We start from the raw sequence: 26,566 nt of genomic DNA, 5'->3' as shown, positions 1-26,566 counted from the left end.
CCGGCAAGGGCTTTGCGCTCATGTTGCTCAGTGCGCGATTATACCCGCATCAAACCTGCGTCAAGCGTCATCGCTTGTGCGCGGCATCAAGTTCCCAAGTCATTGGGCGCGCCTATAATGGCGGGCATGAAAAAACCAGAACTGCTCGGCGGCCTCACGCCCGCCCAATTCCTGCGTGACTACTGGCACAAGAAGCCGCTGCTCATCCGCCAGGCCATTCCCGGTTTCCAGGCGCCGCTGCCGCGCCAGGAACTGTTCGAACTGGCCCGCCGCGACGAGGTCGAATCGCGCCTCATCACGCAGCGCGACCAGGGCTGGGACATGCAGCATGGCCCCTTCGCGAAGCTGCCCGCGCTGAAGCAGAAGGCCTGGACGCTGCTGGTGCAGGGCGTGAACCTGCACCATCCTGCCGCCGACGCGCTGCTGCGCCAGTTCCGCTTCATCTCCGACGCCCGCCTGGACGACCTGATGATCAGCTACGCCACCGACGGCGGCGGCGTCGGCCCGCATTTCGATTCCTATGACGTGTTCCTGCTGCAGGCCCACGGCCAGCGCCGCTGGCGCATCAGCGCGCAGGACGACCTGACGCTGGAGGAAGGCGTGCCGCTGAAGATCCTCAGCAACTTCCAGCCGGAGCAGGAGTTCGTGCTGGAGCCGGGCGACATGCTCTACCTGCCGCCGCATTACGCGCACGACGGCGTGGCGCTGGGCGAGTGCATGACCTATTCGGTCGGCTTCCGCGCGCCGGCCTACCAGGAGCTGGGCGAAGCCTTCCTCGACTTCATGATGGACAGCATCGACCTGCCCGGCCGCTATGCCGACCCCGAACTCAAACCCACCGAAAAACCGGCCGAACTGCCGGCCGCGATGGTGGCGCGCATCCGCGACGAGCTCAACAAGATCCGCTTCACCGACGACGACATCACCATCTTCCTCGGCGAGCACCTGTCCGAGCCCAAGCCCAGCGTGTTCTTCGAGGCGCGCGGCGAGGACCTGTCGTTTGCTCGCTTTTTCCAGGGCGCCAAGAAGCGCGGCCTGGTCCTGCACCGCAAGACGCAGATGCTGTATCGCGGCACGCATGTCTTCATCAATGGCGAGTCGTTCCAGGTCGGCCGCGCCGACAAGGCCATCCTGACGAAACTGGCGGACCAGCGCCGCCTGGAAAAACAGGAATTCGACAGCGCCTCGGAAGACCTGCTCGAAGCCCTGCATCAATGGCATGAAAGCGGCTGGTTGGAATTGGCCTGAATTACTTCGAGATATTCGGAAATAACGATCTGTTGATCAATCGTCAATCGTTGGAAAACGGCGTGGATAAAGGCCTTCCGGCCACATGGGTTTAAATGTAAGAACTTACAAATTCTTACGAAAAAGAATGATCGCAGTGTGATTTCGGCAAAAAATAGCTATAATGACGGGCTGGAAAGTTTTCGTTGTATGGGCCTGTTTCGGCAGCAAGAAAAAGCAAGAACCGAGACGAATCCGCAAGGCTTCACCCGATGGCGAGAACCTCCTGTAGAGCGATAATTACCGGTAATTATTCATCGCACAATTTTTAAATATTGAAGGAATATTCATGAAAAAGACTCTGTTGATCGCTGCGTTGTTGGCTGTTGCCCTGGCTGCTTGCGGCAAGAAGGAAGAAGCTCCTGCACCGGCTCCCGCTGCTGAAGCTCCTGCTGCCGCTCCGGCTCCCGCCGCTGCTGAAGCTCCTGCTGCCGCTCCGGCCGCTGACGCTGCCAAGCCTGCTGACGCTGCTCCGGCTGCTGACGCTGCCAAGCCGGCTGATGCCGCTCCCGCTGCTGACGCCGCCAAGCCGGCTGACGCTCCGGCAAAATAATCTTCAGATTATTTTCAGAAAAACCGGTCCTCTGGGCCGGTTTTTTTTCGCCCTCGCTTCTCCCTCGGTTTGCCACGGTGCGCACCCTGCCCGACACGCCCTCCTCCCCCACCATTCGATCATCCCCGCAAAAGGCTCCAAAAGCCCCATAAGCGCATCGATGCAATTGCCTGCCCCGCAGACACTGACAAAGCGCTGACGAAGGCTCCTGGGACGTTTTAAGGGCCTTGCCGACCAAATTCAAACGCAACAAATTGTTTCAGCGCTGTTTGGGCCGCGGCTGACAAAGCGCTGACCTGCTCGCTTTTCAGACGTCCAGCCAAGCGAAGCCGTCTTCCTGGCAGGCGATGGCGATGCCGCCGAAGGTCTCGCCCAAGACGCTTTCCAGCGCCGCGCGTGCGAGCTCGGGGGTATTGTTTTGCTGGCTCAGGTGAGCGCCGACCACTTGCTTGAGCTTGCTCTTGTCGAGCAGATGCAGGATCTCGGCGCTGGTCTCATTGGCTAGGTGGCCGTAGGCGCCGCCGATGCGGCGCTTGAGGAAGGCGGGATAGGGAGAGTTGTCCAGCATCGCGCGGTCGTGGTTGCACTCCAGCAGGAGCGCGTCGCAGGCGCCCAGCGCGTGGACCAGGTGCGCGGTGGATTGCCCGGCGTCGGTCAGCACGCCCAGGCGCCGATCGCCGTCGGCGGCCACGTACTGGACCGGTTCGCGCGCGTCATGCGGCACGGTGTAGGGAGTGAGTTCAAGGTCGCCGATGGCAATCTTGTCGCCGTCGGCGCAAAAGCGGATGTCGACGTCCGCGGCCTGGGCGCTCACCGCCTGCCAGGTGCCGTAGCTGAGCCAGACCGGGATGCGGTAGCGGCGCGCGAACTTGAATACGCCGGCCACGTGGTCGGAATGCTCGTGGGTGACGACGATGGCGGAGACGTCGGAAGGATCCAGCCCGAGGCGCAGCATGCGCCTTTCCGTCTCGCGCAAAGCAAAGCCGCAGTCCAGCATCACGGTCGTGCCCGAGTTGGGACGATGTGCGCCGGCTGCGGCCGAAATAAGCAGCGCGTTACCTTCGCTGCCGCTACCGAGGCTCGCGAACTTCATGTGCGGCCCCGGCGTTGCATCATTTCAATTGGTCGTTCAGCAAACCGAGGATCCTGTCCGAGACACCGGACACTTCAGGCTTGCCCTCGCTGTTCTGCACCACGATGTTGCTGGCGTCGCCGCTGCCCTGGACCACGATGCGGTACTTGGCGGCGGACTTCTCCTTGTCCTTGGAGCTGGAGAAGATGCGCGAGAAGAAGCCCGGCTTGTCGGTCTTGTCCTTGGCGTCCTGGTTCTGGTCGACGTAGCGCACGAAGTAGACGCCCTGGCTGCGATCGCGGTCTTCCACGGTGAAGCCGACGCGGTCCAGCGCCAGGCCGACGCGACGCCATGCGCGGTCGAAGCTTTCATCGACCTGGACGCTGGAGCCGGATGCGGTCTTGAGCAGCTTGGAACGGGCCTGCAGGGTCGGCGCATTGGCCACGGCCGCCTTGGCCTTGGTCTCTTCGGCGCCCAGGCGCACCATCAGGCGCGCCAGGAATTCGGCTTCCAGGCCGGGGTCGGTCGGACGCGCGGTCCACACCGAGGTTTCCTTGGCCGAGCCGGTCAGCACTTCCTCGGCGCCGCGGTGGCTGATGAAGATCTCGGTGGTGCCGTTCGGACCGCGCTCCAGGCGGGTGCGGAATTTGTCGCGCTCACCGGTCGAGTACAGCGAGTCGAACACCTTGCCCAGCGTGTTGCGCACGAAGTCCTGCGGAATCTTGGCGCGGTTCTCGGCCCAGTCGGTTTCCATCACGCCGGTATCGGGCGATTCGACGTTGATCAGGAAGCCGCTGTCCTGCCAGAAGTCCTTGATCTGCGACCACAGCACCTCGGGCGTCTGATTCACCACCAGCCAGCGCTGGGTGCCGTCGCGTTCGACGCGGATGTCGCTGCCCTTGCCGGCCGGCGCCACGGAGGCGACTTCGGTGGTCGGCTTGGTCTGCTGCTCCAGGTTGTAGCCCGATGCGGTGGCCACACCCTTGTTCGCCTCGGGAATCGCATAGCGGTTGTCGCGCTGCAGCTGGGTCAGGTCGGGCGGCACTTCGAGGCGCGGGCCACGGGCTTTCTCGGCGCTCTTGTAATCGATACGGTCGCCCTCGAGCATATTGCCGATGGACGAGCATCCTGCGAGACCCGCGAGAGCCAGTGCGACGACGATGCTGCGTTGGGTAAGGGTGTACGCGGAGCGAACCACAGGACGAACGTTCTTGCTATTAGTCATATCGTTACTATTGAAAGCGGGATCGAATTTCAGGAGACAGGTCCAAAGAGCAAAGCGGCCAAGTCGATTATTTTAATACACCCGACTCGCGCAACGCCGCGCGTACGGAGTCGTGGAACGCCGCCCCCAGCGGCGCCAGCGGCAGGCGCATGCCTGACTTGATCAAGCCCACTTCCTGCATCGCCCACTTCAGCGGCACCGGATTGGGTTCGACGAACAGCTTGTTATGCAGCGGCAGCATCTTGTTGTTCAGCTCGACGGCGCGCGCGATGTTGCCCGACATGGCCGCCGCGCACAGCTCGTGCATGTCGCGCGGTGCGATGTTGGCGGTCACCGAGATGTTGCCCGCGCCGCCGTACAGCATCAGGGCGATGGCGGTGGCGTCGTCGCCGGAATAGATGGCGAAGTCCTTGGGCGCCAGGCGGATCAGGTCGGTGCCGCGGCCGATGTTGCCGGTCGCGTCCTTCACGCCGACGATGCCCTTCACTTGCGCCAGGCGCAGGATGGTCTCGTTGCTCATGTCGGCCACCGTGCGGCCGGGCACGTTGTACAGGATCACCGGCAGGTCGACCGATTCGGCGATCTTCTTGAAGTGAAGATACATGCCTTCCTGGGTCGGACGGTTGTAGTAGGGGACCACCTGCAGCGAGGCGTCGGCGCCGATCTTCTTGGCGAACTCGGTCAGCTCGATGGCTTCGGAGGTCGAGTTGCCGCCGGTGCCGGCGATGATGGGAATGCGTTTGGCAGTATGTTCCACCGCGACCTTGATCAGCTCGCAGTGTTCTTCCATCGAGACGGTGGGGGATTCGCCGGTCGTGCCGACGATGACGATGCTGTCGGTTCCCTCGGCGATGTGCCAGTCGATCAGTTTGCGCAGGCCATCGAAATCGAGGCTGCCGTCCGGATGCATGGGAGTGACGATTGCAACAATGCTACCCTTGATCATGATGTCGTACTTTAGGTGTGGGTGAAAATAAAAAACCGATTGTAGCGGATAGACGCCTCAATCGGTCAATTTGCACCCCACACAGATGAAAGCGGACGTAAAAAAAGTGGGCGAAGAGCCCGCTTTGAGCCATGTTCCGCGGCCGGGCAGGCGCCGCGCGCCGCGCCGCCGTTACTCCTGCTCAATATCCCAGCCCCATCGCCTCGCGCACGTCGCGCATGGTGTCCTGGGCAAGCTTGCGCGCCTTCTCGCAGCCGTCGGCCACGATCGCCCGCACCAGCGAAGGGTCGTCCAGGTAAGGCTGGGCGCGCTCCAGCATCGGTTGCTGTTCTTGCAAGATGGCGTCGATCACGGGTTGCTTGCACTGCAGGCAGCCGATGCCGGCCGAGCGGCAGCCCTTGGCCGCCCATTCCCGCACGTCCGGCGCGGAATACACCAGGTGGAACTGCCATACCGGGCATTTGTCGGGGTCGCCGGCGTCGCTGCGGCGCACGCGCTGCGGGTCGGTCGGCATGGTCTTGATCTTTTTGGTGACGGCTTCCTTGTCCTCGCGCAGGGCGATGGCGTTGCCGTAGCTCTTGGACATCTTGGCGCCGTCCAGCCCGGGCAGGCGCGAGGCTTCGGTCAGCAGCGCCTGGGGCTCGGTGAGGATCAGCTTGCGACTGCCTTCGAGGTAGCCGAACAGGCGCTCGCGGTCGATCATCGACAGGTTCTGGGCGTCGTCCAGCATGGCCTTGGCTTGCTCCAGCGCCTCGTCGTCGCCCTTCTCCTGGAATTCGGTGCGCAGCTCCAGATACAGCTTGGCGCGCTTGCTCCCCAGCTTCCTGGCCGCGGCCAGCGCCTTTTCCTCGAAGCCCTTTTCCTTGCCGTACAGGTGATTGAAGCGGCGCGCGATCTCGCGCATGATTTCAATGTGCGGCACCTGGTCCTCGCCCACCGGCACCTGGCTGGCGCGGTAGATCAGCACGTCGGCCGCCTGCAGCAGCGGGTAGCCGAGGAAGCCGTAGGTCGCCAGGTCGCGGTCGGACAGCTTTTCCTGCTGGTCCTTGTAGGTCGGCACGCGCTCCAGCCAGCCCAGCGGCGTGGCCATCGACAGCAGCAGGTGCAGCTCGGCGTGCTCGGGCACGCGCGACTGGATGAACAGCGTGGACTGCGACGGATCGACGCCGGCGGCGAGCCAGTCGATCACCATTTCCCAGGTGCTGGTCTCGATGACCGAAGGGTCGTCGTAGTGCGTGGTCAGCGCGTGCCAGTCGGCCACGAAGAACAGGCAGGGCAGTTCGGACTGCAGCTTGACCCAGTTCTTCAGGGCCCCGTGGTAGTGGCCCAGGTGCAGCGCGCCCGTGGGGCGCATGCCGGAGACGACGCGGTCAGGATACATGGCGGTTGGCGATGATTGTTCTGAAGACGGTGCTCGCCGCGGCTCAATGGAACAGCAGCGCGATCGGGTAGGTAATCAGCTGCAACAGCAGGCTGGCCGCATACATGACGGGAGCCATCCACCAGGTGTAGATCACCTTGAGCAGCACCAGCGCCATCACGATGAAGAAGCCATACGGTTCGATCTGCGCAAATTTATACGCATACTTGTTCGGCAACAAGCTGGTGAGCACGCGGCCGCCGTCCAGCGGCGGGATCGGGAACAGGTTGAAGGCGAACATCACCAGGTTGGTCAGCACGCCGGCCTTGGCCATGAGCATGAAGAACTCTTCCTGCACGCCGCCGATGGCCAGCGCATAGATCACCAGCGTCCACAGCAGCGCCATCAGGAAATTGGCGCCGGGGCCGGCCAGCGACACCCACGCCATGTCGCGCTTGGGACGTCGCAGGTGCCCGAAGTTGATCGGCACCGGCTTGGCGTAGCCGAACAGGAAGGCCCCGCTGGTGGCGAAATACAGCAGCACCGGAATGAGAATGGTGCCGAAGGGATCGATGTGCTTGAGCGGATTGAGGCTCATGCGCCCCATCGAGTATGCCGTGTTGTCCCCGAAAAACTTCGCCGCATAGGCATGCGCGGCCTCGTGCAAGGTGATGGCGAACAGGACGGGAAGCGCATAGACCGCGACGGTCTGGATGAGATCGTTCATGGGCGGGATTTTATCAGAGGGGCAACATCACCCTCGCTAATTCGAAAAACTTCGACAGCCACCTGCGTGGCCGAAGCTGGATGCAAGGCAAGCGGCACTCAGGCCGCCTGCAAGCCGAACAGGCCGGCGTCGCCCCTGCCCTGGCGCACCAGCACCGGCTGCTCGTCGTCGGTCAGGTCGATCACGGTGGTTGGCTCCAGGCTGCAGGCGCCGCTGTCGATCACCAGCTCGATCTGCTTTTCCAGCTGGTCGCGGATGTCGTCGGCGTTGGTCAGCGGCAGCTCGTCGCCAGGCAGCATCAGCGTGGTGCCGATGAGGGGCTCGCCCAGCTCTTCCAGCAGCATGTGGGCGATGCGATTCTCGGGCACGCGCAGGCCGATGGTCTTGCGCGAGGGGTGCGAGAGCCGGCGCGGCACTTCCTTGGTGGCTTCCAGGATGAAGGTGTAAGCGCCCGGCGTGGCCGCCTTCAACAGCCGGTACTGGCGATTGTCGACGCGGGCGTACTGGGCGATCTCGGAAAGGTCGCGGCACAGCAGCGTCAGGTGGTGCTTGTCGTCCACGCCGCGGACGCGACGCACGCGCTCGACCGCATCCTTGTTGTCCAGCTGGCAAACCAGCGCATAACAAGAGTCGGTGGGCAAGGCCACCAGGCCGCCCTTGTGAATGATCTGCGCCGCCTGCTTGATCAGTCGCAGCTGCGGATTGTCGGGGTGGATCTCGAAAAACTGGCTCATGGCATCGTTTCCAAATCTGCGTGCTGAAAATGCAAAACGGCGGTGTCGCCACCGCCGTTGCCTGTCTGTCCCGCTATTTTACCGCTGGCCGCGCAGGGCCGCGATACGCTGCTCAAGCGGCGGGTGCGTGGAGAACAGCTCCATGATGCCCGGCTTGTCGCTGATGCCCATGGCGGCCATCGACTGCGGCAGGCCTTCCGGCGAGAAGCCGCCCAGACGCGCCAGCGCGTTGATCATCGGCTGCGGCGTGCCCAACAGGCGCGCGGCGCCTGCGTCGGCGCGGAACTCGCGGTGACGCGAGAACCAGGCCACGATGATCGAGGCGCCGATGCCGAACACGATCTGGCATACGAGCACGGTCACGGTGTAGCCGATGCCGGGGCCTTCGTCGTTGTTACGGCGCAGCGCCGAGTCGACGAAGTAGCCGACCACGCGCGAGAGGAACACCACAAAGGTGTTCACCACGCCCTGGATCAGGGTCATGGTGACCATGTCGCCGTTGGCGATGTGCGCCACCTCGTGGCCCAGCACCGCCTCGACCTCGTCCTGCGTCATGCCCTGCAGCAGCCCGGTGGACACCGCCACCAGCGCCGAATCCTTGAATGCGCCGGTGGCGAAGGCGTTGGGTTCGCCCTCGTACACCGCCACTTCGGGCATGCCGATGCCGGCGCGCTGGGCCAGCTTGCCGACCGTCTGCAGCAGCCAGGCCTCGGTGCCGTTGACAGGCGTGTCGATCACGCGCGCGCCGGTGGACCATTTGGCCATGCTCTTGCTCATCAGCAAGGAGATGATGGACCCGGTGAAGCCGACCACCAGCGAGAACACCAGCAGCATGGGCAGGTTCAGACCCGAGCGGGTGAGGAAGCGGTCTACGCCCAGCAGCGACAAGATGACGCTCATCACGACCAGCACGGCAATGTTGGTGGCGACAAACAGCAAGATGCGTTTCATGGGGAAAACTCCTATCGGGAAAGTGGGTATTAGATAGGAATGCCGGACTGGAAATCAAGGGTGGGCTTCGTACGGAGCGCCTCAGAAATCCCAGTCGTGCCACACCGGCCTGACCCCGGCCGGCAGCGGCGGCAGGCCGCCCAGGTCGATGCGCGACTCGCCGGGACCGTGGAAGTCCGAGCCCATGGAGGCCAGGAAGCCGTAGCTGCGCGCCACCTGCGCGTACTCCTCGTACTGCTCGGGCGTGTGGCTGCCGGTATTGACCTCGATAGCGGCGCCGCCCAGTTGCTTGAATTCGTCGAACAGCGCGCCGAACTGCGTCTGCGTGTATTTGTAGCGGCCCGGATGGGCGATCACCGCCACGCCGCCGGCGCCGAGGATCCAGTCCACCGACTCGGCCAGCGTCGCCCAGCGGTGCGGGACGTAGCCCGGCTTGCCTTCGGTGAGGTAGTTGGCGAAAACTTCCTTGGTGTCGCCGCACTGGCCGCATTCGACCATGTGGCGCGCGAAGTGGGTACGCGAGATCAGGTCCGGGTTGCCCACGTGCTTGAGCGCACCCTCGTAGGCGCCGCAGATGCCGACCTTCTCCAGCTCGCCGGAAATCTCGCGAGCGCGGCGCTCGCGGCCGTTGCGGGTGGCGGCCAGGCCGGCGACCAGGGCCGGATTGGTTTCATCCACGCGCAAGCCGACGATGTGCACGGTCTGGCCGCACCAGGTCACCGAGATCTCCACCCCGCCGACGTGCTTCATGCCCAGCGCCCGCGCCGCTTCACGCGCGCGCGCCACGCCGCCCACTTCGTCGTGGTCGGTCAGCGCCCACACGTCTACGCCGTTGGCGTGCGCGCGCGCCGCCACTTCCTCGGGCGGCAACAGGCCGTCGGAGACGTTGGAGTGGCAGTGCAGGTCGAATTTGAGCTGGGACATAGGATGATGCGCGGTGACTCGGGCCGGTCGCTTGTGGCTGCCGCCGATCACAACCTGCATGAAGGTTGCAAACGCCTCCATTCTACCGCGCATCGGGCCGCGCCGTCGCCCTGCGCCGCGCGCGCCGGCGTTCAGAGCGGCTGCGCCAGGAAAGTCTCGATCAGTTGCGCCAGGCGCTCGGGCTGGTCGTGATGCAGCATGTGGCCGGCGTCGCCGATGAACTCGACCTGGACCTTGGGGATGAAGGCGATACGGCGATCGATCTCCTCGCGCATCAGCGTGTGCTGGCCGAAGAAGCGCCAGATGTCGCTGTCGGTCGCCTCCACCCACAGCACGGGTGCCGCGATCTGGCTCCAGCAGGCGGTCATTTCGTCGACGCGGTAGAGGATCGGGCTGACCTGCTTGTGCGCCGGATCGCCCAGCACCTGCCACAAGCCGGAGGCATCTTGCGCCGCCCAGTGCTGCGCGAGAAAGGCGGCGCGCTGGTCGGACAGGCGGGCATTGTTCTTCTGCAGGCGCGCCGCGACCTCCTCCAGCGAGTCGTAGCCGCGCATCAGCGGACCGCCCCTGACCTCGTCCATCCACTTGGCGAAACGGCCCGGCGCCTCCTGCGGCTTGGCCGACGGCAGGCCCAGTCCCTCCAGGTTGATCAGGCGCTTGACGCGCTGCGGCCGCACGCCGGCGTACAGCGTGGCGACGTTGCCGCCCATGCTGTGGCCGAGCAGGTCGATGGCGTCGTCGCCGGCATAGTGCGCAACGATGGCGTCAAGGTCGGCCAGGTAATCGGGGAACCAGTAGGAGTCGCCCCGGGTGCGCTCGCTCAGGCCAAAGCCGCGCCAGTCGGGCGCGATCACCCGCCAGCGGCCCTGCAGCGCGTCCACCATGAACTGGAACGAGGCCGAGACGTCCATCCAGCCGTGCAGCATGAACAGCGCCGGCGCGTGGGGGTCGCCCCATTGGCGCACGTGGTAGCGCAGGCCGCGCACCTGCAGGAATTCGGATCGGGATGGCTGGATGGCGCCGTGCTGGCTCATGGTCGTCTTTTCTGTCGCAGTGTGCGTGAAGCTGCAGAGTATAGACAAATTCGAACGACCGTGCGCGAAGCTGGCGGGGCCGCGGCTATTGCAGGAAGCGCCCCAGGTCGAAGGTCGAGGACTGGCCGACGCGCTCGAAATTCTGCGCCAGCCACTCGCCGGCGCGCTCCCTGCCCTGCTGCTGCAGGCTGCGGATGAAGCTGCCCTGGGTGTTGAGCTTGGAGAGGTTGCTCAATTGCTCCATCAGTTCGCTGGCGTCGATCATGTGCATGTTGAGCTGGCGCAGGCGGCGCTCCAGCGAGCCGAAGGCCAGCGTGGAGTTTTCCGCCTCGCGCCGCGCCAGGGCCAGCGCCGACAGCTCGGTGAAGAAGGCCGAGCTGAAACTGATCTCCGACAGGCGCTGGCCGATGTCATGGCTGGTGGAAGGCGTGCCGGCGCGGCGGCTGGGATGCAGCAGCACCACCATGACGTCGCGCGCGGAACAGGAATGCAGCAGCGGGAAGATCGGCGGATTGGCGGTCAGGCCGCCGTCCCAATAGGCCTCGCCGTCGATCTCGATGGGCCGGTGCAGCGACGGCAGGCAGGCCGAGGCCAGCAAGGCCTCCAGCGACAGCTCGCGGTTGCGGAAGATCTTCAGCGTGCCGGTGCTGACCTGGGTGGCGGCGATGAACAGCTTGATCCCGCGCTGCTCGCGCAGGCGCTCGAAGTCGACCTGCTCGGCCAGGATGTCGCGCAGGGGATTGATGTCCAGCGGATTGAGCTGCGCCGGCGAGAAGAAGCGCGTCATCGCCAGCAGCGCCTGCATGCCGGGCATGGGTGTGGGATTGGGCATGGCCGCGGCGTAGTCGGGCTGGATGAAGTCGAACGGTTCGCGCGTGGACAGGCTGTTCCAGAATCGTTCCAGCGCGGCGCGCGCGCCTTCGCGCCCCTCCTGCAGGTAGCCCTGCGCCATCACCACGGCATTCATGGCGCCGGCGGAAGCGCCGCTGATGCCTTCGAATTCCAGGCGGCCGTCCTCCAGGAGGCGATCCAGCACGCCCCAGGTGAAGGCGCCGTGCGAGCCTCCGCCCTGCAGGGCCAGACTGACGATCTTGTTCGGCATGATGTCCTTTCGACGCTGGCGGCGGGCGGATACCTGCCTCCTGTCACTCGCATGTCACCACGCAAGTTTATGCTGCACCGCACTATCATGGTATAACACACGAAGGGCTTGAGCAGGTGTTTATGTCCAGGCAAGCACAGCTCAGCCATGCCATTGTAACGACGGATATTGCAGAGGAAACATGAAATCGATTTGCGTATATTGCGGCTCCTCCCCCGGCGCTTCGCCGGCCTATGCCGAAGGCGCCCGCGCACTGGCGCGGGAGATGGTGAAGAACAACATCGCGCTGGTCTACGGCGGCGGCAACGTCGGCCTGATGGGCATCATCGCCAGCGAGATCATGAAGCTGGGCGGCGAAGCCACCGGCGTCATCCCCAAGGCGCTGCTGGACAAGGAACTGGGCCACAACGGCCTGACGCGGCTGCACATCGTCAAGGACATGCATGAGCGCAAGGCCATGATGGCCGAGCTCTCCGACGGCTTCATCGCCATGCCCGGCGGCATGGGCACGCTGGAAGAGCTGTTCGAGGTGCTGACCTGGGCCCAGCTGGGCTTCCACTACAAGCCGATCAGCCTGTACAACATCGAGGGCTTCTACGACAACCTGATCGCCTTCGTCGATCACTTGGTCTCGCAACGCTTCGTCAGCGCCGACCAATCCGGGCTGATGATGCATGAAGCCGACCCGGCCCGCCTGATCGAGCGCTTCAAGACCTTCACGCCGACCTACAAGACCAAGTGGGCCGACCGCGAGGCGATCTCCAACCTGGTGCCTTGATCCCGCCCTCCCGGCGTTGCCCGGGATGGCGCAAATAAAAAAGCCTGCGGCTCATTGAGCGCGCAGGCTTTTTTCATTCGCGGCCGCGTTCAGGTTCAGGCATCCAGCGCCTGGCGGAAATCCTCCACCAGGTCGTCCGTATCTTCCAGGCCGACCGACACGCGCACCAGCGATTCGGCGATGCCCATGCTGGCGCGGCGCTCGGCGCCCATCTCGTAGAAGATGGTGTGCGCCACCGGGATCACCAGCGTGCGGGTGTCGCCCAGGTTGCTGGTCGGGATCGCCAGGCGCAGCCGGTTGAGGTAGTCGAAGCAGTCGATGCCGTCCTTGAGCTCGAACGACAGCAGGCTGCCAAAGGAGCGGAACAGCTCCTTGGACAGCGCGTGCTGCGGATGCGAAGGCAGGCCGGGATAGTAGACGGCGGCGAAGCGCTCGTCGGCTTCCATCATCTGCGCCAGCGCCAGCGCGTTCTTGCATTCGCGCTCCTGGCGCAGGGCCAGGGTCTCGGCGCCGACGGCGATGTGATGCGCGGCTTCCGGTCCCAGCGATGCGCCGAAGTCGCGCAGCGCCTTGGCGCGGATCTGCGCCATGCCCCATTGCGGCGCCGGGTTCTTCTTGTAGTTCTCGGCGATGTGCGGGTGACGGGTCCAGTCGTATTCGCCGGTATCGGTCAGCGCGCCGCCCAGCGCGATGCCGTGGCCGCCGATGGACTTGGTCAGCGAATTGACCACCAAACCGGCGCCCACCGACTTGGGCCGGAACAGGTAGGGCGACGTCATGGTGTTGTCGACCACGTAGAGGATGCCGCGCTCGCGGCACAGCTCGCCGATACGCTTCAAGTCGGCCACCTGGGTGCGCGGGTTGGCGATGGTCTCGACGAACACCAGGCGTGTTTGCGGCGTGATTGCGGCCTCGACGTTCTTCACATCGGTGGCGTCCACCATCGACACCTTCGCGCCCTGCGCGCCCACCGTCATCCAGAGGCTATTGGTATTGCCGAACAGGAAAGCCGAGGACACCACATGGTCGCCCTCGCGCAGCAGGCCCTGGACGATGGCGCCGATGGCGGCCATGCCGGTGGCGAAGCAGATGGTGGACTTGCCGCCTTCCATCTTGGTGATCTTGTCTTCCAGCGCCGACACCGTCGGATTGCCCTGGCGGCCGTAGCGGTAGCCGGGCTGCTTGCCCTGGAACACCTCGGCCAGCTGGCGCGCGTCCTTGTAGCCGTAGGTCACCGAGGTGTGGACGGGCTTGTGCAGCGAGCCGTGCTCGATCTCTTTCTGGCGGTCGCTGTGCAGGATGGTGGTGGTGAAGCCGTAGGTCTTTTTATCGTTCATCGCAAGGTCGGGAATACGTCGAAAGGGAAAATGATAAGCCAGTTTGGCATCGGCCGCCCCAATGAAAAACGCCGGCGCCGCGTGAGCGGCAACCGGCGTCCTTCCAGCGCCCGGCGCAGGACCGCAATCAGTCCACGCGCGCCAGGTTCAGGTTCAGCTGCGAACGCACCGGATCTTCCACCGAGGGCTTCGGGTTCTTGCGGGCGAACTCGATGCGGTCCAGGTATTCCTGGGTGATGTCACCGGTGATGTAGTTGCCGTCGAAGCACGACGCCTCGAAGCTCTTGAGCGCCGGATTCATCTCGGAGATCGCGCGCTTCATCGCGTCCACGTCCTGGTAGACCAGGGCGTCGGCGGTGATCTCGCGGCAGATTTCCTCATAGGAGCGGCCGTAGGCGATCAGCTCGTCGCGGGTCGGCATGTCGATGCCGTAGACGTTGGGGAACTTCACCGGCGGCGCGGCCGAGGCGAAGATCACGTTCTTGGCGCCCGACTCGCGCGCCATCTGCACGATCTCGCGGCTGGTGGTGCCGCGCACGATGGAGTCATCCACCAGCAGCACGTTCTTGCCCTTGAATTCGCTGCCGATGGCGTTGAGCTTCTGGCGCACCGATTTGCGGCGCAGCGCCTGGCCCGGCATGATGAAGGTGCGGCCGATGTAGCGGTTCTTGATGAAGCCTTCGCGGTATTCGATGCCCAGCTTCAGGGCCAGCTCCATGGCGGCCGGACGCGAGGAATCGGGGATCGGCATGACCACGTCGATCTCGCCGTGCTTGAATTCGCTGCGGATCTTGTCGGCCAGGAACTCGCCCATCTTCAGGCGGGTGCCGTAGACCGAGGCGCCGTCGATGACCGAGTCCGGACGGGCCAGGTAGACGTACTCAAAGGCGCAGGGGTTCAGCGTCGGATTCTCGGCGCATTGCTGGTTGTACAGCTTGCCGTCGGTGTCGATGAAGATCGCCTCGCCCGGATTGACGTCGCGCAGGAAGCGGAAGCCCATGCCTTCCAGGGCCACCGATTCGCTGGCCAGCATGTATTCGATGCCCTTGTCGCTCTCATTGAAGCCCAGGCACATCGGACGGATGCCGTACGGATCGCGGAAGCCCAGGAGGCCGTAGCCGGCGATCTGCGCCACCACGGCGTAGGAGCCGCGCACGCGCTTGTGCACCATGGCCACCGCCTTGAACAGCGTGGCCGGATCCAGCGAGTAGCCGGTGGTGGCCTGCTGCAGTTCGTGCGCCAGCACGTTCAGCAGCACTTCGGTGTCGGAGTCGGTGTTGAGGTGGCGGCGGTCGTTCTTGAACATCTCGATCTTGAGCTGTTCGGTATTGGTCAGGTTGCCGTTGTGCGCCAGGATGATGCCGAACGGCGCGTTGACGTAGAACGGCTGGGCCTCTTCCTCGGAGGAGGAGCTGCCGGCGGTCGGGTAGCGCACCTGGCCGATGCCGGTATTGCCGGGCAGCGAGCGCATGTTGCGAGTGCGGAACACGTCGCGCACCAGGCCGTTGGCCTTGTGCATCGAGAAACCGTTATGGTGGTTGGTTGCAATGCCCGCCGCATCCTGGCCGCGGTGCTGCAGCAGCAGCAGCGCGTCGTACAGCATTTGGTTGACGGGACTATGGGAAACGATACCGACGATGCCACACATGGTGGACTCCTAACGAAAACGAAAACGAAAACGAACCGCTACTTCAAACCACGACCGAGGCGCCCGGTCCCCCAAGGGACATGGCTCGACGGGACTCAGACTTCGGACGGCGCGGAAAAACTGACATGCTCCGCAAACTTGCCCGGGAGGAACGGCATCACGGTCAACGCCGCCTGCTCCACCAACGGACTCAATACCGCATCTTTCCAGAACGGCTGCTGCGGGATCGAGGTGGTGCCGCACAACAAGGCCACCGCCACCACGATCAGTATTGCGCGCGCCACGCCGAACACGCTTCCAAGTCCCCTGTCGACCAGCGTCAAGCCGCTGGCCTTGATCAATTCGCTCAATGTCCTCGATACCAGCGCCATCAACAGCCGCGTACCGATGAACAGGGCGATGAACGCCACAATCAGTCGTGTCGATTCGCCGGGTATCATTTCCGGCAACATCCCCGCCAGCGCCTCGCCATAGGCATTGGCCACCACCAGCGCCACCACCCAGCTGGCCAGCGAGAGCACTTCCCGCACAAACCCGCGCAGGGTGCCGATGATCACTGAACAGCCCATCACCAGCAGCACCAGGTAGTCAAAGATCGTCACGATGACAATATGGAGCTATCGGAGATCAAATTCAAGCCGGAACAATGGTGGCGTTCAGGCCCAATTTCTTGATCCGGGCGCCCATCTTCTCCGCCTCGTCGCGGCTGCCGAAGGGGCCGACGCGAATGCGCGTGCGGTCGCCGCCCTGGGTCGCGATCTTCTGCGTGAAGGAATGGATGCCGGCGCCGCTGAGCTTGCTGCGCAGTTCGTTGATCTTGTCCTGGGTGGCCAGCGCGGCCACCTGGATGACGAATTTCCCACCTGCGGCCGCCGGTTTCTTGTCGGCCGAAGCGGCCGCTCCCGAGTTCGACTTGCCTTCCAGAATCGCCAGCGCGCGCGCCGAGTCGTCGCCATGCTGCTCGGCCGCCTTGGGCTTGGGCGTCTCTTTCTTAGGCGCTTCCTTCTTGGGTTCTTCCTTGTGCGCTGCCGCTGCGGCGGGCTTCTTCTCTTCCGGCTTGGCGGCGGGCTTTTCAGCCGGCTTCTCGATCACCTTGGGCGCCGGTGCGGCCGGCGCGGTCACGACCGGCGCGGCTGCGGCGGGCGCCGGATTGACGCTGGCCGGCTCGACGATCTCTTCCTTCTGATCCAGCGCGGAAGCCGCCGAGGCCAGCTTGGCGTCTGCCGCAGGCTGCGCGGCGGCGGGCTGGGTGCCGGTAGCGGCGGCGGCGGTCGCCGGCTGATCCTTGGACGGGATCTGGATGGCGATGTCTTCGTTAAGCGGCTTGGGCTCCGAATCCAGCACCATCGGCAAGACGATCACCACTGCCAGCGCCAGCGCCACGGCGCCGATCAGGCGGCGGCGCGCGCGTTTCTTTTCCGGCAACAGCGGATCGGCGCCGGCATCCTTGCCGGCCTTGCCGCGACCTCCCGCGGCGGCGCGGCCGGAGGTATTGGCCGCGCGGCTGCTGCGGGTGCGGAGTGCGGAAGATTGCTCTTCGGAACGCGAACGGAATTCGCCTTGGTCGGAAGCAGATTCCTGCTTGTTTTTACGAAAGAGCGAGAACAAGCCCATGCGGAGTCGAAATGAATTGATCTGAATGTCTTGAAAAACTGCCTGGCAAATCAGGTCCTGGCGCCGCGCGGCGCGGATACTGGCTCCGGAGTTAATGCAAACCCGGGCGGCGCGCCTGCATCACGCCCGCCACGGTAAGGAAGGATCCGAAAACCACAATTCTATCATTCTCCCCTGCTCTGCTCAGGGCATTTGCGTAGGCGGCGGCCGGCGTATCGAAGGTCTCGATGCTGCGCGCCGCGTCACGCCTGAACTCCGGCTCGACGCCGGCGCTCAGCAAAGCCTCCCTGAGCTGTTGCGCGGTGGCCGCGCGCGGCAGCGGCAGCCCGGTCACGCACCAGTGGTCGATCTTGTCCTTCAGGTGGCCGATGACGCCTTCGATGTCCTTGTCCAGCATGGAGCCGAACACCGCATAGGTGTAGGGGTGGAAGCCCATGTTGTCGAGGTTTTGCGCCAGCGTGGCGGCGGCGTGCGGATTGTGCGCCACGTCCAGGATCACCAGCGGCTGGCCCGGCAGCACCTGGAAGCGCCCCGGCAGCTCGACCGTGGCCAGCCCCGTGCGCACCTCCTGCGCGCCCACCGGCAGCACTTCCCGCAACGCTTCCAGCGCGGCCAGCGCGGCCGAGGCGTTGAGGATCTGGTTGGCGCCGCGCAGGCTGGGATAGGCCAGCGAATTGCGGCGCATGCCGCGTCCGCCGTAGGCCCATTGCTGCTTGTCGCCCTGGTAGTTGTAGTCGCGTCCCATCAGCCAGAGGTCGGCGCCGATCTTCTCGGCGTGTTCGATCAAGGACTTGGGCGGCACCGGATCGCCGCATACGGCGACCTTGCCGGGACGGAAGATGCCGGCCTTCTCGAAGCCGATCTCTTCGCGCGTCTCGCCCAGGTATTCGGTGTGGTCGATGTCGATGCTGGTGACGACGGCCACATCGGCGTCGATCACGTTGACCGCGTCCAGCCGCCCGCCCAGGCCGACTTCCAGGATCACCACATCCTGCCTGGCGTCGGCCAACAGCTTCATGATGGCCAGCGTGGTGAATTCGAAATAGGTCAGGGAAATGTCGCCGCGCTGCGCCTCGACCGCCTCGAAGGCTGCCACGAGCTGCTCATCGCTGGCCATGTCGCCGCCGATGCGGGCGCGCTCGTTGAAGTGCAGGAAGTGCGGCTTGATGTACAGGCCGACACGGTAGCCGGCGCGCATCAGGATCGATTCCAGCATGGCGCAGGTCGAGCCCTTGCCGTTGGTGCCGGCCACCATGATGACCGGGCAGTCGAACTTGATGTCGAGCTTCTTCTTGACCTGCATGACGCGCTCCAGCCCCATGTCGATCTGCTTGAAATGGCGCTGTTCCAGCAGGGCCAGCCACTCGTTGAGGTTGCTGGGAGTCGGGGAAGCTTGCGATGTCATGGCACGTCTCGATCACTAAGGCGTAAGGCAACTGCACGGGAAAACAGAAAAAACAAAGCCCGGATTTGCCGTCCAGCAAATCCGGGCCTGAAGTATACCGCGTATCAGGAAACGGTTTCGGCCGCCTGGTTTTGCAGCAGCGCCAGCAGACGGGCGATTTCCTCGCGCATCTTGCGGCGGTCGACGATCATGTCGATGGCGCCCTTGGTCACCAGGAACTCGGCGCGCTGGAAGCCTTCCGGCAGTTTCTCGCGCACCGTGTTCTCGATCACGCGCGGGCCGGCGAAGCCGATCAGCGCCTTGGGCTCGGCCATCACCACGTCGCCCATGAAGGCGAACGAAGCCGAGACGCCGCCCATGGTGGGGTCGGTCAGCACGCTGATGAACGGCAGCTTCTTTTCCGACAGCTTGGTCAGCATGGAGGTGGTCTTGGCCATCTGCATCAGCGACAGCAGGCCTTCCTGCATGCGGGCGCCGCCGGTGGCGGTGATGCAGATGAACGGGACCTTCTGTTCCAGCGCTGCCTGGGCGCCGCGGGCGAAACGCTCGCCGACCACGGATCCCATGGAGCCGCCCATGAATTCGAATTCGAAGCAGGCCACCACGACCGGCAGGGTCATGATCGCGCCGCCCATGACCACCATGGCGTCGGTTTCGCCGGTGGATTCCATGGCGTCCTTCAGGCGATCGGGGTACTTCTTGCTGTCCTTGAACTTCAGGGTGTCGACCGGCAAGGCTTCCTGGCCGATCTCATAGCGGCCGCCCTCGTCGAGCAAGGCATCGAGACGGGCGCGGGCGCGGATGCGCATGTGGTGGCTGCACTTGGGGCAGACGTGGAGGTTGGACTCCAGGTCGGTACGGTAAAGCACTGCTTCGCAGGAGGGGCACTTGACCCACAGGCCTTCCGGGATAGCCTTGCGGCTGGCGGAGCCGCTTTTAATCTGGGGTGGCAATAACTTCTCGAGCCAGCTCATAGAGTCCTCATCAATTTTTCCGGTGGCGCATTGTACCAGAGCCGCCAGCGGCGGATGCAAGGCCGGCCCAAAGCTTGCCAAAAAGCAATATCGGGCCATCCCGCCGGAATCCGGTTATCAAAAAAGAAAGCCTCCGGTGTGCGCCGGAGGCTGTCGCAACACGGTGCGGATCAGGAATCCAGCGCCTTGCGGATATCGGCCACGAAGGCCTGCACCGCGTCGCAGGCCTTGGCTGGCGGAGTGTTCTCCAGCTCGGCGATGATGCGGCTGCCGATCACCACGGCATCGGCCACCGCCGCCACCGCCTTGGCGGTGGCGCCGTCGCGGATGCCGAAGCCCACGCCGATGGGCAGCTTGACGTGCTTGCGGATGGCGGCGATGCGCTCGGCGACTTCGACGGTGTCGATATTGCCGGCGCCGGTCACGCCCTTGAGCGAAACGTAGTAGGAGAAGCCGCTGCTGACCGCCGCCACCTGGCGGATGCGGTCCTCGGTCGAGGTCGGCGCCAGCAGGAAGATGGGATCCATGCCATTGGCCTGCATCTTCTGCGCGAACTCCTCGCATTCCTCGGGCGGGTAATCGACCACGATGGTGCCGTCCACGCCGGCTTCCCTGGCCGCGCCGATGAAGGCGTCGACGCCGAAGCGCTCGATCGGGTTGGCGTAGCCCATCAGCACCACAGGCGTGTGGCTGTTGGTCTTGCGGAATTCGCGCACAAAGTCCAGCACGTCGCGGGTGCTGATGTTGAACTTGAGCGCGCGCTCGCAGGCGCGCTGGATCACCGGCCCTTCGGCCATCGGGTCGGAGAACGGCACGCCGAGTTCGAGGATGTCGACGCCGCCGGCCACGAGCGCGTGCATCAGCGGCACGGTCAGTTCCGGCGCCGGGTCGCCGGCGGTGATGAAGGTGATCAGGGCCTTGCGTTTCTGCGCGGCCAGCTGGGTGAAGGTTGCTTGGATCTTGGACATGGTCTTTGCGTGTTCTGTAATTGTTCAGGCTGCAGCCCGGCCGGCGCGCCGGCCGGGCCCATGGGCGAACGCCGGGCTCAGCCCTGGCGCTGCTGCACGGTATGCATGTCCTTGTCCCCGCGGCCGGACAGGTTGGCCAGCACGATCTTGTCCTTGGGCAGCGAAGCCGCCAGCTTGGCGGCGTAGGCCAGCGCGTGGCTGGACTCCAGCGCCGGGATGATCCCTTCGATGCGGCAGCAGGTGTTGAAGGCGGCCAGCGCCTCCTCATCGGTGATGCACTCGTAGCTGGCGCGGCCGCTGTCCTTCAGCCATGCGTGCTCGGGGCCGACGCCCGGATAGTCGAGGCCGGCCGAGACCGAATGAGTCTCGATGATCTGGCCGTTCTCATCCTGCAGCAGGTAGGTGCGGTTGCCGTGCAGCACGCCCGGCGAGCCCAGCGTCAGCGAGGCAGAGTGGCGGCCGGAATCGAGGCCGTCGCCGGCGGCTTCGACGCCCACCAGCCTGACGTCCGGGTAATCGATGTAGGGATAGAAGATGCCCATGGCGTTGGAGCCGCCGCCCACCGCCGCCACTACGTAGTCGGGCTGGCGCGAGGCGATCTCGGGCATCTGCACGATGCACTCGTTGCCGATCACCGCCTGGAAGTCGCGCACCATCATCGGGTACGGGTGCGGGCCGGCCACCGTGCCGATGATGTAGAAGGTCGACTCGACGTTGGTGACCCAGTCGCGCATGGCTTCGTTCAACGCATCCTTGAGCGTCTTGGAGCCTGACTCCACCGGCACCACCTTGGCGCCCAGCAGGTTCATGCGGTAGACGTTCTGCAGCTGGCGCTTCACGTCCTCGCTGCCCATGTAGACGATGCACTCCATGCCGAAGCGCGCGCAGATGGTGGCGGTCGCCACGCCGTGCTGGCCGGCGCCGGTCTCGGCGATGATGCGCTTCTTGCCCATGCGCTTGGCCAGCAGGGCCTGGCCGATCACGTTGTTGATCTTGTGGGCGCCGGTATGGTTGAGGTCTTCGCGCTTGAAGTAGATCTGCGCGCCGCCGGCCAGCTCGGACCAGCGCTTGGCGTGGTACACCGGGCTCGGACGGCCGACGAAGTGCTTCAGCTCGGAGTGGAATTCGGCCAGGAACTGCTCGTCGTTCTGGTAGTGGGCATAGGCCTCGCGCAGCTCGGTCAGGGCCAGCGTCAGCGTCTCGGCCGCGAAGCTGCCGCCGTAGGGACCGAAGTGGCCGCGCGAATCCGGCAAGTTATAAGGGGCCGACTGGTGCAAGGCGGCGGGGGCAATGGCTTGACGCTCGGCGAAGTTGCCGAGCGGGTTCAGTTCTTTCATGGAAATCCTCTGTACAGGTTGCGCGCTACGCTTGGGTAGCATCCGCCAGGCGAACCGCGTCGATGAAGGCGCTGATCCTGGCGGCATCCTTGATGCCCTTGGCGGACTCGACACCGCTGCTGATGTCGACCGCGTACGGGCGAACGCCGGCCACCGCCTCAGTGGCGTTGCGTACGCTCAAGCCACCACTCAAAACGGCCCGAGGCGCGAGTTCTTTTGGAATGAGAGACCAATCGAAAGCCTTTCCGCTGCCGCCGTACTCCTCGACCAGCGTGTCGAGCAGCAGTCCGCTGAAGAAGCGGCTGGCAGAGCGATATTGAAGCTCGTATTCTAACAAATCGTCGGGCCGCGTAGCACTGCCGATGCGCGCGGCCCGCACAAAGGGACGCACCACGGCGGCGGCGATCGCGGCGCACTGCTGCGGCGTCTCGTCGCCGTGGAACTGCAACAGCGTCAGCGGCGCCCGGGCCAGCACCGCCTGCACCTCTTCCAGCGAGGGATTGACGAACAGCCCGACGGTGCTGACGAAGGGCGGCACCGTGGCCGCCAGCGCGGCGGCGCGCTCGGCGCTGACGTAGCGCGGGCTCTTGGGATAGAACACGAAGCCGATCGCGTCGGCGCCAGCGCGCACGGCGGCGGCCACGTCTTCTTCTCGGGTCAGGCCGCAGATCTTGATTCGGGTGCGTTGGCTCATCTCGGTTGCGCTTGCAAAAGATTATCGGGTTGTCGTCGCCGGGCCGCCTAGAGCCACGGCCAGGAGCGGTTTTCCTGCGGCAGCGCCCAGGCGTCGGGATAGTCCACCCGCGCCAGGTACAGGCCGTCCGGCATGAAGGTCGGCGCCGCGCGGCCGCGGTCGCGCACCGCCAGCACCTCGGCTATCCATTCCGGCGCCTGGTTGCCGTTGCCCACCACGATCAGCGAGCCCACGATGTTGCGCACCATGTGATGCAGGAAGGCGTTGGCCTTGAGCGTGAAGACGATCATATCGCCATGGCGGCGCACGGTGATGCTTTCCATCTTGCGCACCGGCGACTTGGCCTGGCACTCCACGGCGCGAAAGCTGGTGAAGTCGTGCTCGCCGATCAGGTGCTGGGCGGCGCGGTGCATGCGGTCGGCGTCCAGCGGGCGGAAGGTCCAGCCGGCCTTGCCCGCCAGGAGCGGCGAGCGCACCGGGTGGTTGTACAGCACATAGTGATAGGTGCGCGCCACGGCCGAGAAACGCGAATGAAAACCGAATTGCGTCGATGCCTGCGCCCGGCCGGCCCCATGGAGTTCGGCTGCCGGCGCGGCCGTGGCGGCGACGGCCGCATCGTCCACATAGGGCAACTCACAGGCCCAGCGCACCGCGATGGTCGGCGGCAGGAAGGCGTTGGTGCCGCGCACCCAGGAGAACGGGTCGCGCGCGATCGGCGTGTCGAAATGCACGACCTGCTCCAGCGCGTGCACGCCGGAATCGGTGCGGCCGGCGCAGGTAGTGGCGATGGGTTCGGTGGCGAAGCGCCGCAGGGCGGCTTCCAACTGGTCCTGCACCGTCTGCCGGTGCGGCTGGGTCTGCCAGCCCTGCCACTGCGCACCGTCGTACTGCACACCCAGCACGACGCGGCGCAGGCCGGCCTCGGCGGGAAGGTCGGACGCGGCCGGGGAAGGCGCTGCTTGTGCTGATGTATCTGTCATTGCCGGATCTGCATTGCTGTTCGTTGCGCGCGGCCGCGCATGGGCTTGCCGCAAAGCAAAGCGGGCACCTCATGCGAGGCGCCCGCGAGATGGACTATTGTAATCGCTGCGCCTAGCCGAGCGTGCCCAGCATGTCCTTGGCGCGCGCCACCTGCGCATCGTTGCCTCCGCGCATGACCTCTTCGAGCAGCTCGCGCGCGCCTTCCTTGTCGCCGATTTCCTGGTAGGCGGCCGCCAGGTCCAACTTGGTGGTCATCTCCGCTTCGAAGGCCGATTCCTCGTCCTCCTCCAGGATGTTGGCCGCCGACGGCGGGGCCGCAGTCTCGTCCGGCAGGCTCAGGTCGAGGTCGGCCAGGTTCATGGCCGGCTGATCGTCGCCATCGTCCAGCAAGGCCGACGCGGAAGTCGCGCCCGCGCTGGCCGGCAGGATGGGTTCGTCGTCGGCCGGCTTGGCGCCGTTCTCCAGGTCGAGATCGAAATCAATGTCCTTGCCCAGGTCCACGGCCGGCGCGGCGGGTGCGGCGCCTGCCTGGATTTCCGCGCCCTTGAAGTCGCTCAGGTCGAACTCCATGCCCTGCTCTTCCGGCGCAGGCTCAGGCGGCGCCGGCGGCTGGCCGCCGTACAGCGGGTTGGTGGGGTCGAGCTCGAAGCCCAGATCCGCCGCCTTGGCCCATGCCTCGTTGAGGCCGCCGCTCAGCTGGTGCAGATCCAGCGCCACCTTGTTGAAGTTGGAGACGTCGCCGCGCTTGGCATAGATTTCCAGCAGCTTGGAATGCAGGGCCTGGCGTTCCGGCGTCGATTGCAGCGCCAGCTTGAGGACGTCCTCTGCCTGCTCGACGCGGCCGTAGGCGATGTACATGTCGGCTTCGGCAATCGGGTCGACCGGGGCTTCTTCCTCGGCCGGCTCTTCCGCGACGGCCGCCACAGGTTCGGCGGCGGCTGCCTCGGCCGCCGGCTCTTCAGCCTCCGGCTCGGCTACCGCGGCAGCTGCCGCAACGGGGGCTTCGGGAGCAGGCGCAGGCTCAGGCTCCGCGGCGGCTTCCGCCGCCGGTTCTTCGGCCTTCTTCTTGCGGCGGCGCACGGCAACCACGCCGACGCCGGCCACCAGCAGCGCGACCACCGCGCCGACACCTGCCAGCACGTAAGGATTCTGCGTCAGGCTCTCGAAGAAGTTCTGCTTCTCGGCTGGCTTGGCGGCCGGGGCAGACGCGGCCGGAGCCGGCGCGACAGGCGCCGGAGCGGGGGCCGGTGCGGCCGGAGCGGGTGCGGCCGCCGGAGCAGGCGCCTCGGCCGGCTTCTCTTCAGGCTTGGCCTCGGCGGCGGCCGGTTTTTCTTCCGGCTTGGCGGCTTCAGGCGCTGCAGCCGGAGCCGGGGCCGCCTTGGCGGCGTCGGCTTCCTTCTGCTGGCTGGAGAGATCGGCGATGGTCTTGTTCTTCATCTCCAGCAGTTTCTGGAGATTGTCGACGTTCTTCTCGAGGTCCTTCACGCGGTCGTTGGCTTCCGACAGCGCGCGTTCGGCGGCGGCCTTGTCCTCGGCCGCGCCGGCGTTGCCGGTATTGCCCTTGGCGCGGTTGGCGCGCGACAGCTCAAGGCGGTCGCGGGCCGACGAGGCGCCGCCGCGTTCTTCCACGCGCGTGGTGATCTTGCCGCCGCCGCTCTGGGTGTCGGCGCCCGCCGGCTTGCGCGCCGGCGCGCTGGCGACCTGCGAGGCCAGCTTGTTGCGATAGGCGTTGAAGTCCTGGGCCTGCGCCACCACCATGCCGTGCGCTTCGCCCTGGTCGATGCCGGCGGCAGTCGGCTGGTCGGGCACGGCCAGCGTGCTGCCGGCGCGCAGGCGGTTGATGTTCTTGCCCATGAACGCGTCAGGGTTGGCCCGGTACAGCGCGATCAGCATCTGGTCCAGCGAGACGTTGGCCTGCTTGTTGCGCGCGGCGATGCCGGCCAGGGTGTCGCCCTGCTTGACGCGATAGTCGCCGGCCTTGCCGCCTGCCGCTGCTGCGGGAGCCGGGGCCGGTGCGGCCGGACGCACCACTTCACCCGAGGCGCTCTGCCCTGCCGCGTTGGCGGCGGGAGCGGCGCCCGGGCTGGCCGAGGCCGGCGTATTGGCCGGTGCGGCCTCCTGGCGGCGAATGAGTTCTTCGGCCAGCGCCGATGGCGCCGGGCGCTGGCTGATGCTGGCCGCAGGCTCTTCGCCGCTGACGGGAATCGGTGCGCTTGCAGGCGCGGCCGGGGCTGCGGCGGCAGGTGCCGGTGTAGCCGCGGGAGCGGCCGCGACTGGCGCCGGAGCAGGCGCTGGCGGCGGGGCTGGAGCTGGAGCCGGTTCGGCTGCGGCTTGCGGCGCTGCGGGGGCGGCAGGTGCGGCCTGGGCCGGGGCAGCCGATGCGGCAGGCGGCGCGTTGTTGGCCGGGGCCGGTTCCGCCTTGACCGCCGCAGCGCTAGGCGTCAGCGGCGCCACCTGGGCGTTGCGCGGCGACTTGCTGTCGGCCGGGTCCAGCAGGAAGGTGTACTCGCGCACCAGCTTGGCGTCTCCCGTGGAGAGTTCCAGCAGCAGGTCGACAAACGGGTCGCTGACCGGCTGGGAAGAGCTGATGCGGATGAAGTGGCGTCCCTGGCGCTGCTCGACGGCGAAGGACAGCGATCCCAGCACCGGGTTGAAATCGACGTTGGCGCGGCTGAATGCTTCCGCCGAGGCCAGCTTGGCCGACAGCTTGCCGGCCTCTTCCGCGCTCACGGCGGTGACTTCGATTTCGGCGCGCAAGGGCTGTCCCAGCGAGGACAGCACGGTCAGCCGGCCCAGGCTGGCGGCATGGGCGCCCATCGGGACGGCCAGTGCGATCGCCAGCGCGGCGCTGAGTTTCTTGATCTGGGACAGGGGAAGCTTCTTGTTTGTATTCAGAGGCATGTTTATATGGCGTA

General features: G+C 65.4%; 24 protein-coding genes. 3 read left to right on the top strand and 21 right to left on the bottom strand.

All coding sequences use genetic code 11. The annotated features are described in order from the left end of the window. Window positions 1-126 precede the first annotated feature (126 nt). Window positions 127-1,248, top strand: a complete 1,122-nt coding sequence (locus tag Herbaro_RS06825) for a cupin domain-containing protein (protein WP_275013078.1) — start codon at window positions 127-129, stop codon at window positions 1,246-1,248. A gap of 365 nt (window positions 1,249-1,613) precedes the next feature. Further along, window positions 1,614-2,039 carry a hypothetical protein gene (locus Herbaro_RS06820; protein WP_275013077.1) on the top strand — a complete coding sequence of 142 codons (426 nt, stop codon included), beginning with the start codon at window positions 1,614-1,616 and terminating at the stop codon, window positions 2,037-2,039. Window positions 2,040-2,147: 108 nt separating this feature from the next. On the opposite strand, the gene Herbaro_RS06815 is transcribed toward Herbaro_RS06820, so the two are convergent. The 10 genes from Herbaro_RS06815 to Herbaro_RS06770 form a co-directional block, all read right to left on the bottom strand. Beyond that, window positions 2,148-2,933, bottom strand: a complete 786-nt coding sequence (locus tag Herbaro_RS06815) for an MBL fold metallo-hydrolase (RefSeq protein WP_275013076.1) — start codon at window positions 2,931-2,933, stop codon at window positions 2,148-2,150. Window positions 2,934-2,952: 19 nt separating this feature from the next. Further along, window positions 2,953-4,137 carry an NlpB/DapX family lipoprotein gene (bamC, locus tag Herbaro_RS06810; RefSeq protein ID WP_446719310.1) on the bottom strand — a complete coding sequence of 395 codons (1,185 nt, stop codon included), beginning with the start codon at window positions 4,135-4,137 and terminating at the stop codon, window positions 2,953-2,955. Between the two features lie 67 nt (window positions 4,138-4,204). Further along, the gene (gene dapA / locus Herbaro_RS06805) at window positions 4,205-5,083 is read right to left on the bottom strand and encodes a 4-hydroxy-tetrahydrodipicolinate synthase (protein WP_275013074.1); all 879 of its coding nucleotides are present in this window, start codon (window positions 5,081-5,083) and stop codon (window positions 4,205-4,207) included. 181 nt (window positions 5,084-5,264) lie between these two features. Further along, window positions 5,265-6,464, bottom strand: a complete 1,200-nt coding sequence (locus Herbaro_RS06800; RefSeq protein ID WP_275013073.1) for a tryptophan--tRNA ligase — start codon at window positions 6,462-6,464, stop codon at window positions 5,265-5,267. A 43-nt stretch (window positions 6,465-6,507) separates the two neighbouring features. Beyond that, window positions 6,508-7,170, bottom strand: coding sequence for a site-2 protease family protein (locus tag Herbaro_RS06795; RefSeq protein WP_275013072.1), 663 nt, complete (start codon window positions 7,168-7,170; stop codon window positions 6,508-6,510). Between the two features lie 98 nt (window positions 7,171-7,268). Continuing rightward, window positions 7,269-7,904 (bottom strand): L-threonylcarbamoyladenylate synthase, encoded by a 636-nt coding sequence (locus tag Herbaro_RS06790; protein ID WP_275013071.1) that lies wholly within the window; start codon window positions 7,902-7,904, stop codon window positions 7,269-7,271. 78 nt (window positions 7,905-7,982) lie between these two features. Continuing rightward, window positions 7,983-8,855: a protease HtpX gene (gene htpX, locus Herbaro_RS06785; protein ID WP_275013070.1), complete on the bottom strand. Its 873-nt coding sequence runs from the start codon at window positions 8,853-8,855 to the stop codon at window positions 7,983-7,985. A gap of 81 nt (window positions 8,856-8,936) precedes the next feature. After that, a complete protein-coding gene (locus Herbaro_RS06780) occupies window positions 8,937-9,779 on the bottom strand; it encodes a 3',5'-nucleoside bisphosphate phosphatase (RefSeq protein WP_275013069.1) in 843 nt (280 codons plus the stop codon). 131 nt (window positions 9,780-9,910) lie between these two features. Then, window positions 9,911-10,813: an alpha/beta fold hydrolase gene (locus Herbaro_RS06775; protein WP_275013068.1), complete on the bottom strand. Its 903-nt coding sequence runs from the start codon at window positions 10,811-10,813 to the stop codon at window positions 9,911-9,913. An 85-nt stretch (window positions 10,814-10,898) separates the two neighbouring features. Next, window positions 10,899-11,915 carry a patatin-like phospholipase family protein gene (locus tag Herbaro_RS06770; RefSeq protein WP_275013067.1) on the bottom strand — a complete coding sequence of 339 codons (1,017 nt, stop codon included), beginning with the start codon at window positions 11,913-11,915 and terminating at the stop codon, window positions 10,899-10,901. A gap of 181 nt (window positions 11,916-12,096) precedes the next feature. Between Herbaro_RS06770 and Herbaro_RS06765 the strand changes: the two genes are divergently transcribed. Then, complete coding sequence (locus Herbaro_RS06765; protein ID WP_275013066.1) at window positions 12,097-12,693, top strand: LOG family protein; 597 nt, start codon at window positions 12,097-12,099, stop codon at window positions 12,691-12,693. A gap of 95 nt (window positions 12,694-12,788) precedes the next feature. On the opposite strand, the gene Herbaro_RS06760 is transcribed toward Herbaro_RS06765, so the two are convergent. The 11 genes from Herbaro_RS06760 to Herbaro_RS06710 all read right to left on the bottom strand — a co-directional run bounded on the left by Herbaro_RS06760 (window position 12,789) and on the right by Herbaro_RS06710 (window position 26,552). Further along, on the bottom strand, window positions 12,789-14,030 hold the full coding sequence (locus tag Herbaro_RS06760; RefSeq protein WP_275013065.1) for a cystathionine gamma-synthase family protein: 1,242 nt from the start codon (window positions 14,028-14,030) through the stop codon (window positions 12,789-12,791). A 127-nt stretch (window positions 14,031-14,157) separates the two neighbouring features. Continuing rightward, window positions 14,158-15,678, bottom strand: a complete 1,521-nt coding sequence (gene purF, locus Herbaro_RS06755) for an amidophosphoribosyltransferase (RefSeq protein WP_275013064.1) — start codon at window positions 15,676-15,678, stop codon at window positions 14,158-14,160. A 95-nt stretch (window positions 15,679-15,773) separates the two neighbouring features. Beyond that, window positions 15,774-16,280: a CvpA family protein gene (locus Herbaro_RS06750; protein ID WP_275013063.1), complete on the bottom strand. Its 507-nt coding sequence runs from the start codon at window positions 16,278-16,280 to the stop codon at window positions 15,774-15,776. Between the two features lie 31 nt (window positions 16,281-16,311). Then, a complete protein-coding gene (locus tag Herbaro_RS06745; protein ID WP_275013062.1) occupies window positions 16,312-17,292 on the bottom strand; it encodes an SPOR domain-containing protein in 981 nt (326 codons plus the stop codon). A gap of 91 nt (window positions 17,293-17,383) precedes the next feature. After that, a complete protein-coding gene (gene folC / locus Herbaro_RS06740) occupies window positions 17,384-18,697 on the bottom strand; it encodes a bifunctional tetrahydrofolate synthase/dihydrofolate synthase (protein WP_275013061.1) in 1,314 nt (437 codons plus the stop codon). Between the two features lie 104 nt (window positions 18,698-18,801). Next, window positions 18,802-19,671 (bottom strand): acetyl-CoA carboxylase, carboxyltransferase subunit beta, encoded by an 870-nt coding sequence (gene accD / locus Herbaro_RS06735; RefSeq protein ID WP_275013060.1) that lies wholly within the window; start codon window positions 19,669-19,671, stop codon window positions 18,802-18,804. 170 nt (window positions 19,672-19,841) lie between these two features. Then, window positions 19,842-20,639 carry a tryptophan synthase subunit alpha gene (trpA, locus tag Herbaro_RS06730; protein WP_275013059.1) on the bottom strand — a complete coding sequence of 266 codons (798 nt, stop codon included), beginning with the start codon at window positions 20,637-20,639 and terminating at the stop codon, window positions 19,842-19,844. Window positions 20,640-20,716: 77 nt separating this feature from the next. Then, complete coding sequence (gene trpB / locus Herbaro_RS06725; RefSeq protein WP_275013058.1) at window positions 20,717-21,976, bottom strand: tryptophan synthase subunit beta; 1,260 nt, start codon at window positions 21,974-21,976, stop codon at window positions 20,717-20,719. Window positions 21,977-22,001: 25 nt separating this feature from the next. Next, window positions 22,002-22,670, bottom strand: coding sequence for a phosphoribosylanthranilate isomerase (locus Herbaro_RS06720; protein WP_275013057.1), 669 nt, complete (start codon window positions 22,668-22,670; stop codon window positions 22,002-22,004). A gap of 47 nt (window positions 22,671-22,717) precedes the next feature. Next, window positions 22,718-23,650 (bottom strand): tRNA pseudouridine(38-40) synthase TruA, encoded by a 933-nt coding sequence (gene truA / locus Herbaro_RS06715; protein ID WP_275013056.1) that lies wholly within the window; start codon window positions 23,648-23,650, stop codon window positions 22,718-22,720. Window positions 23,651-23,762: 112 nt separating this feature from the next. After that, window positions 23,763-26,552 (bottom strand): motility hub landmark protein FimV, encoded by a 2,790-nt coding sequence (locus Herbaro_RS06710; RefSeq protein WP_275013055.1) that lies wholly within the window; start codon window positions 26,550-26,552, stop codon window positions 23,763-23,765. Window positions 26,553-26,566: the final 14 nt, after the last annotated feature.

Source organism: Herbaspirillum sp. WKF16 (assembly GCF_028993615.1).
In the GTDB taxonomy this organism is placed as follows: domain Bacteria; phylum Pseudomonadota; class Gammaproteobacteria; order Burkholderiales; family Burkholderiaceae_D; genus Herbaspirillum.
The sequence above is the reverse complement of the archived record's forward strand: the minus strand, read 5'-3'. Positions and strand labels throughout refer to the sequence as shown.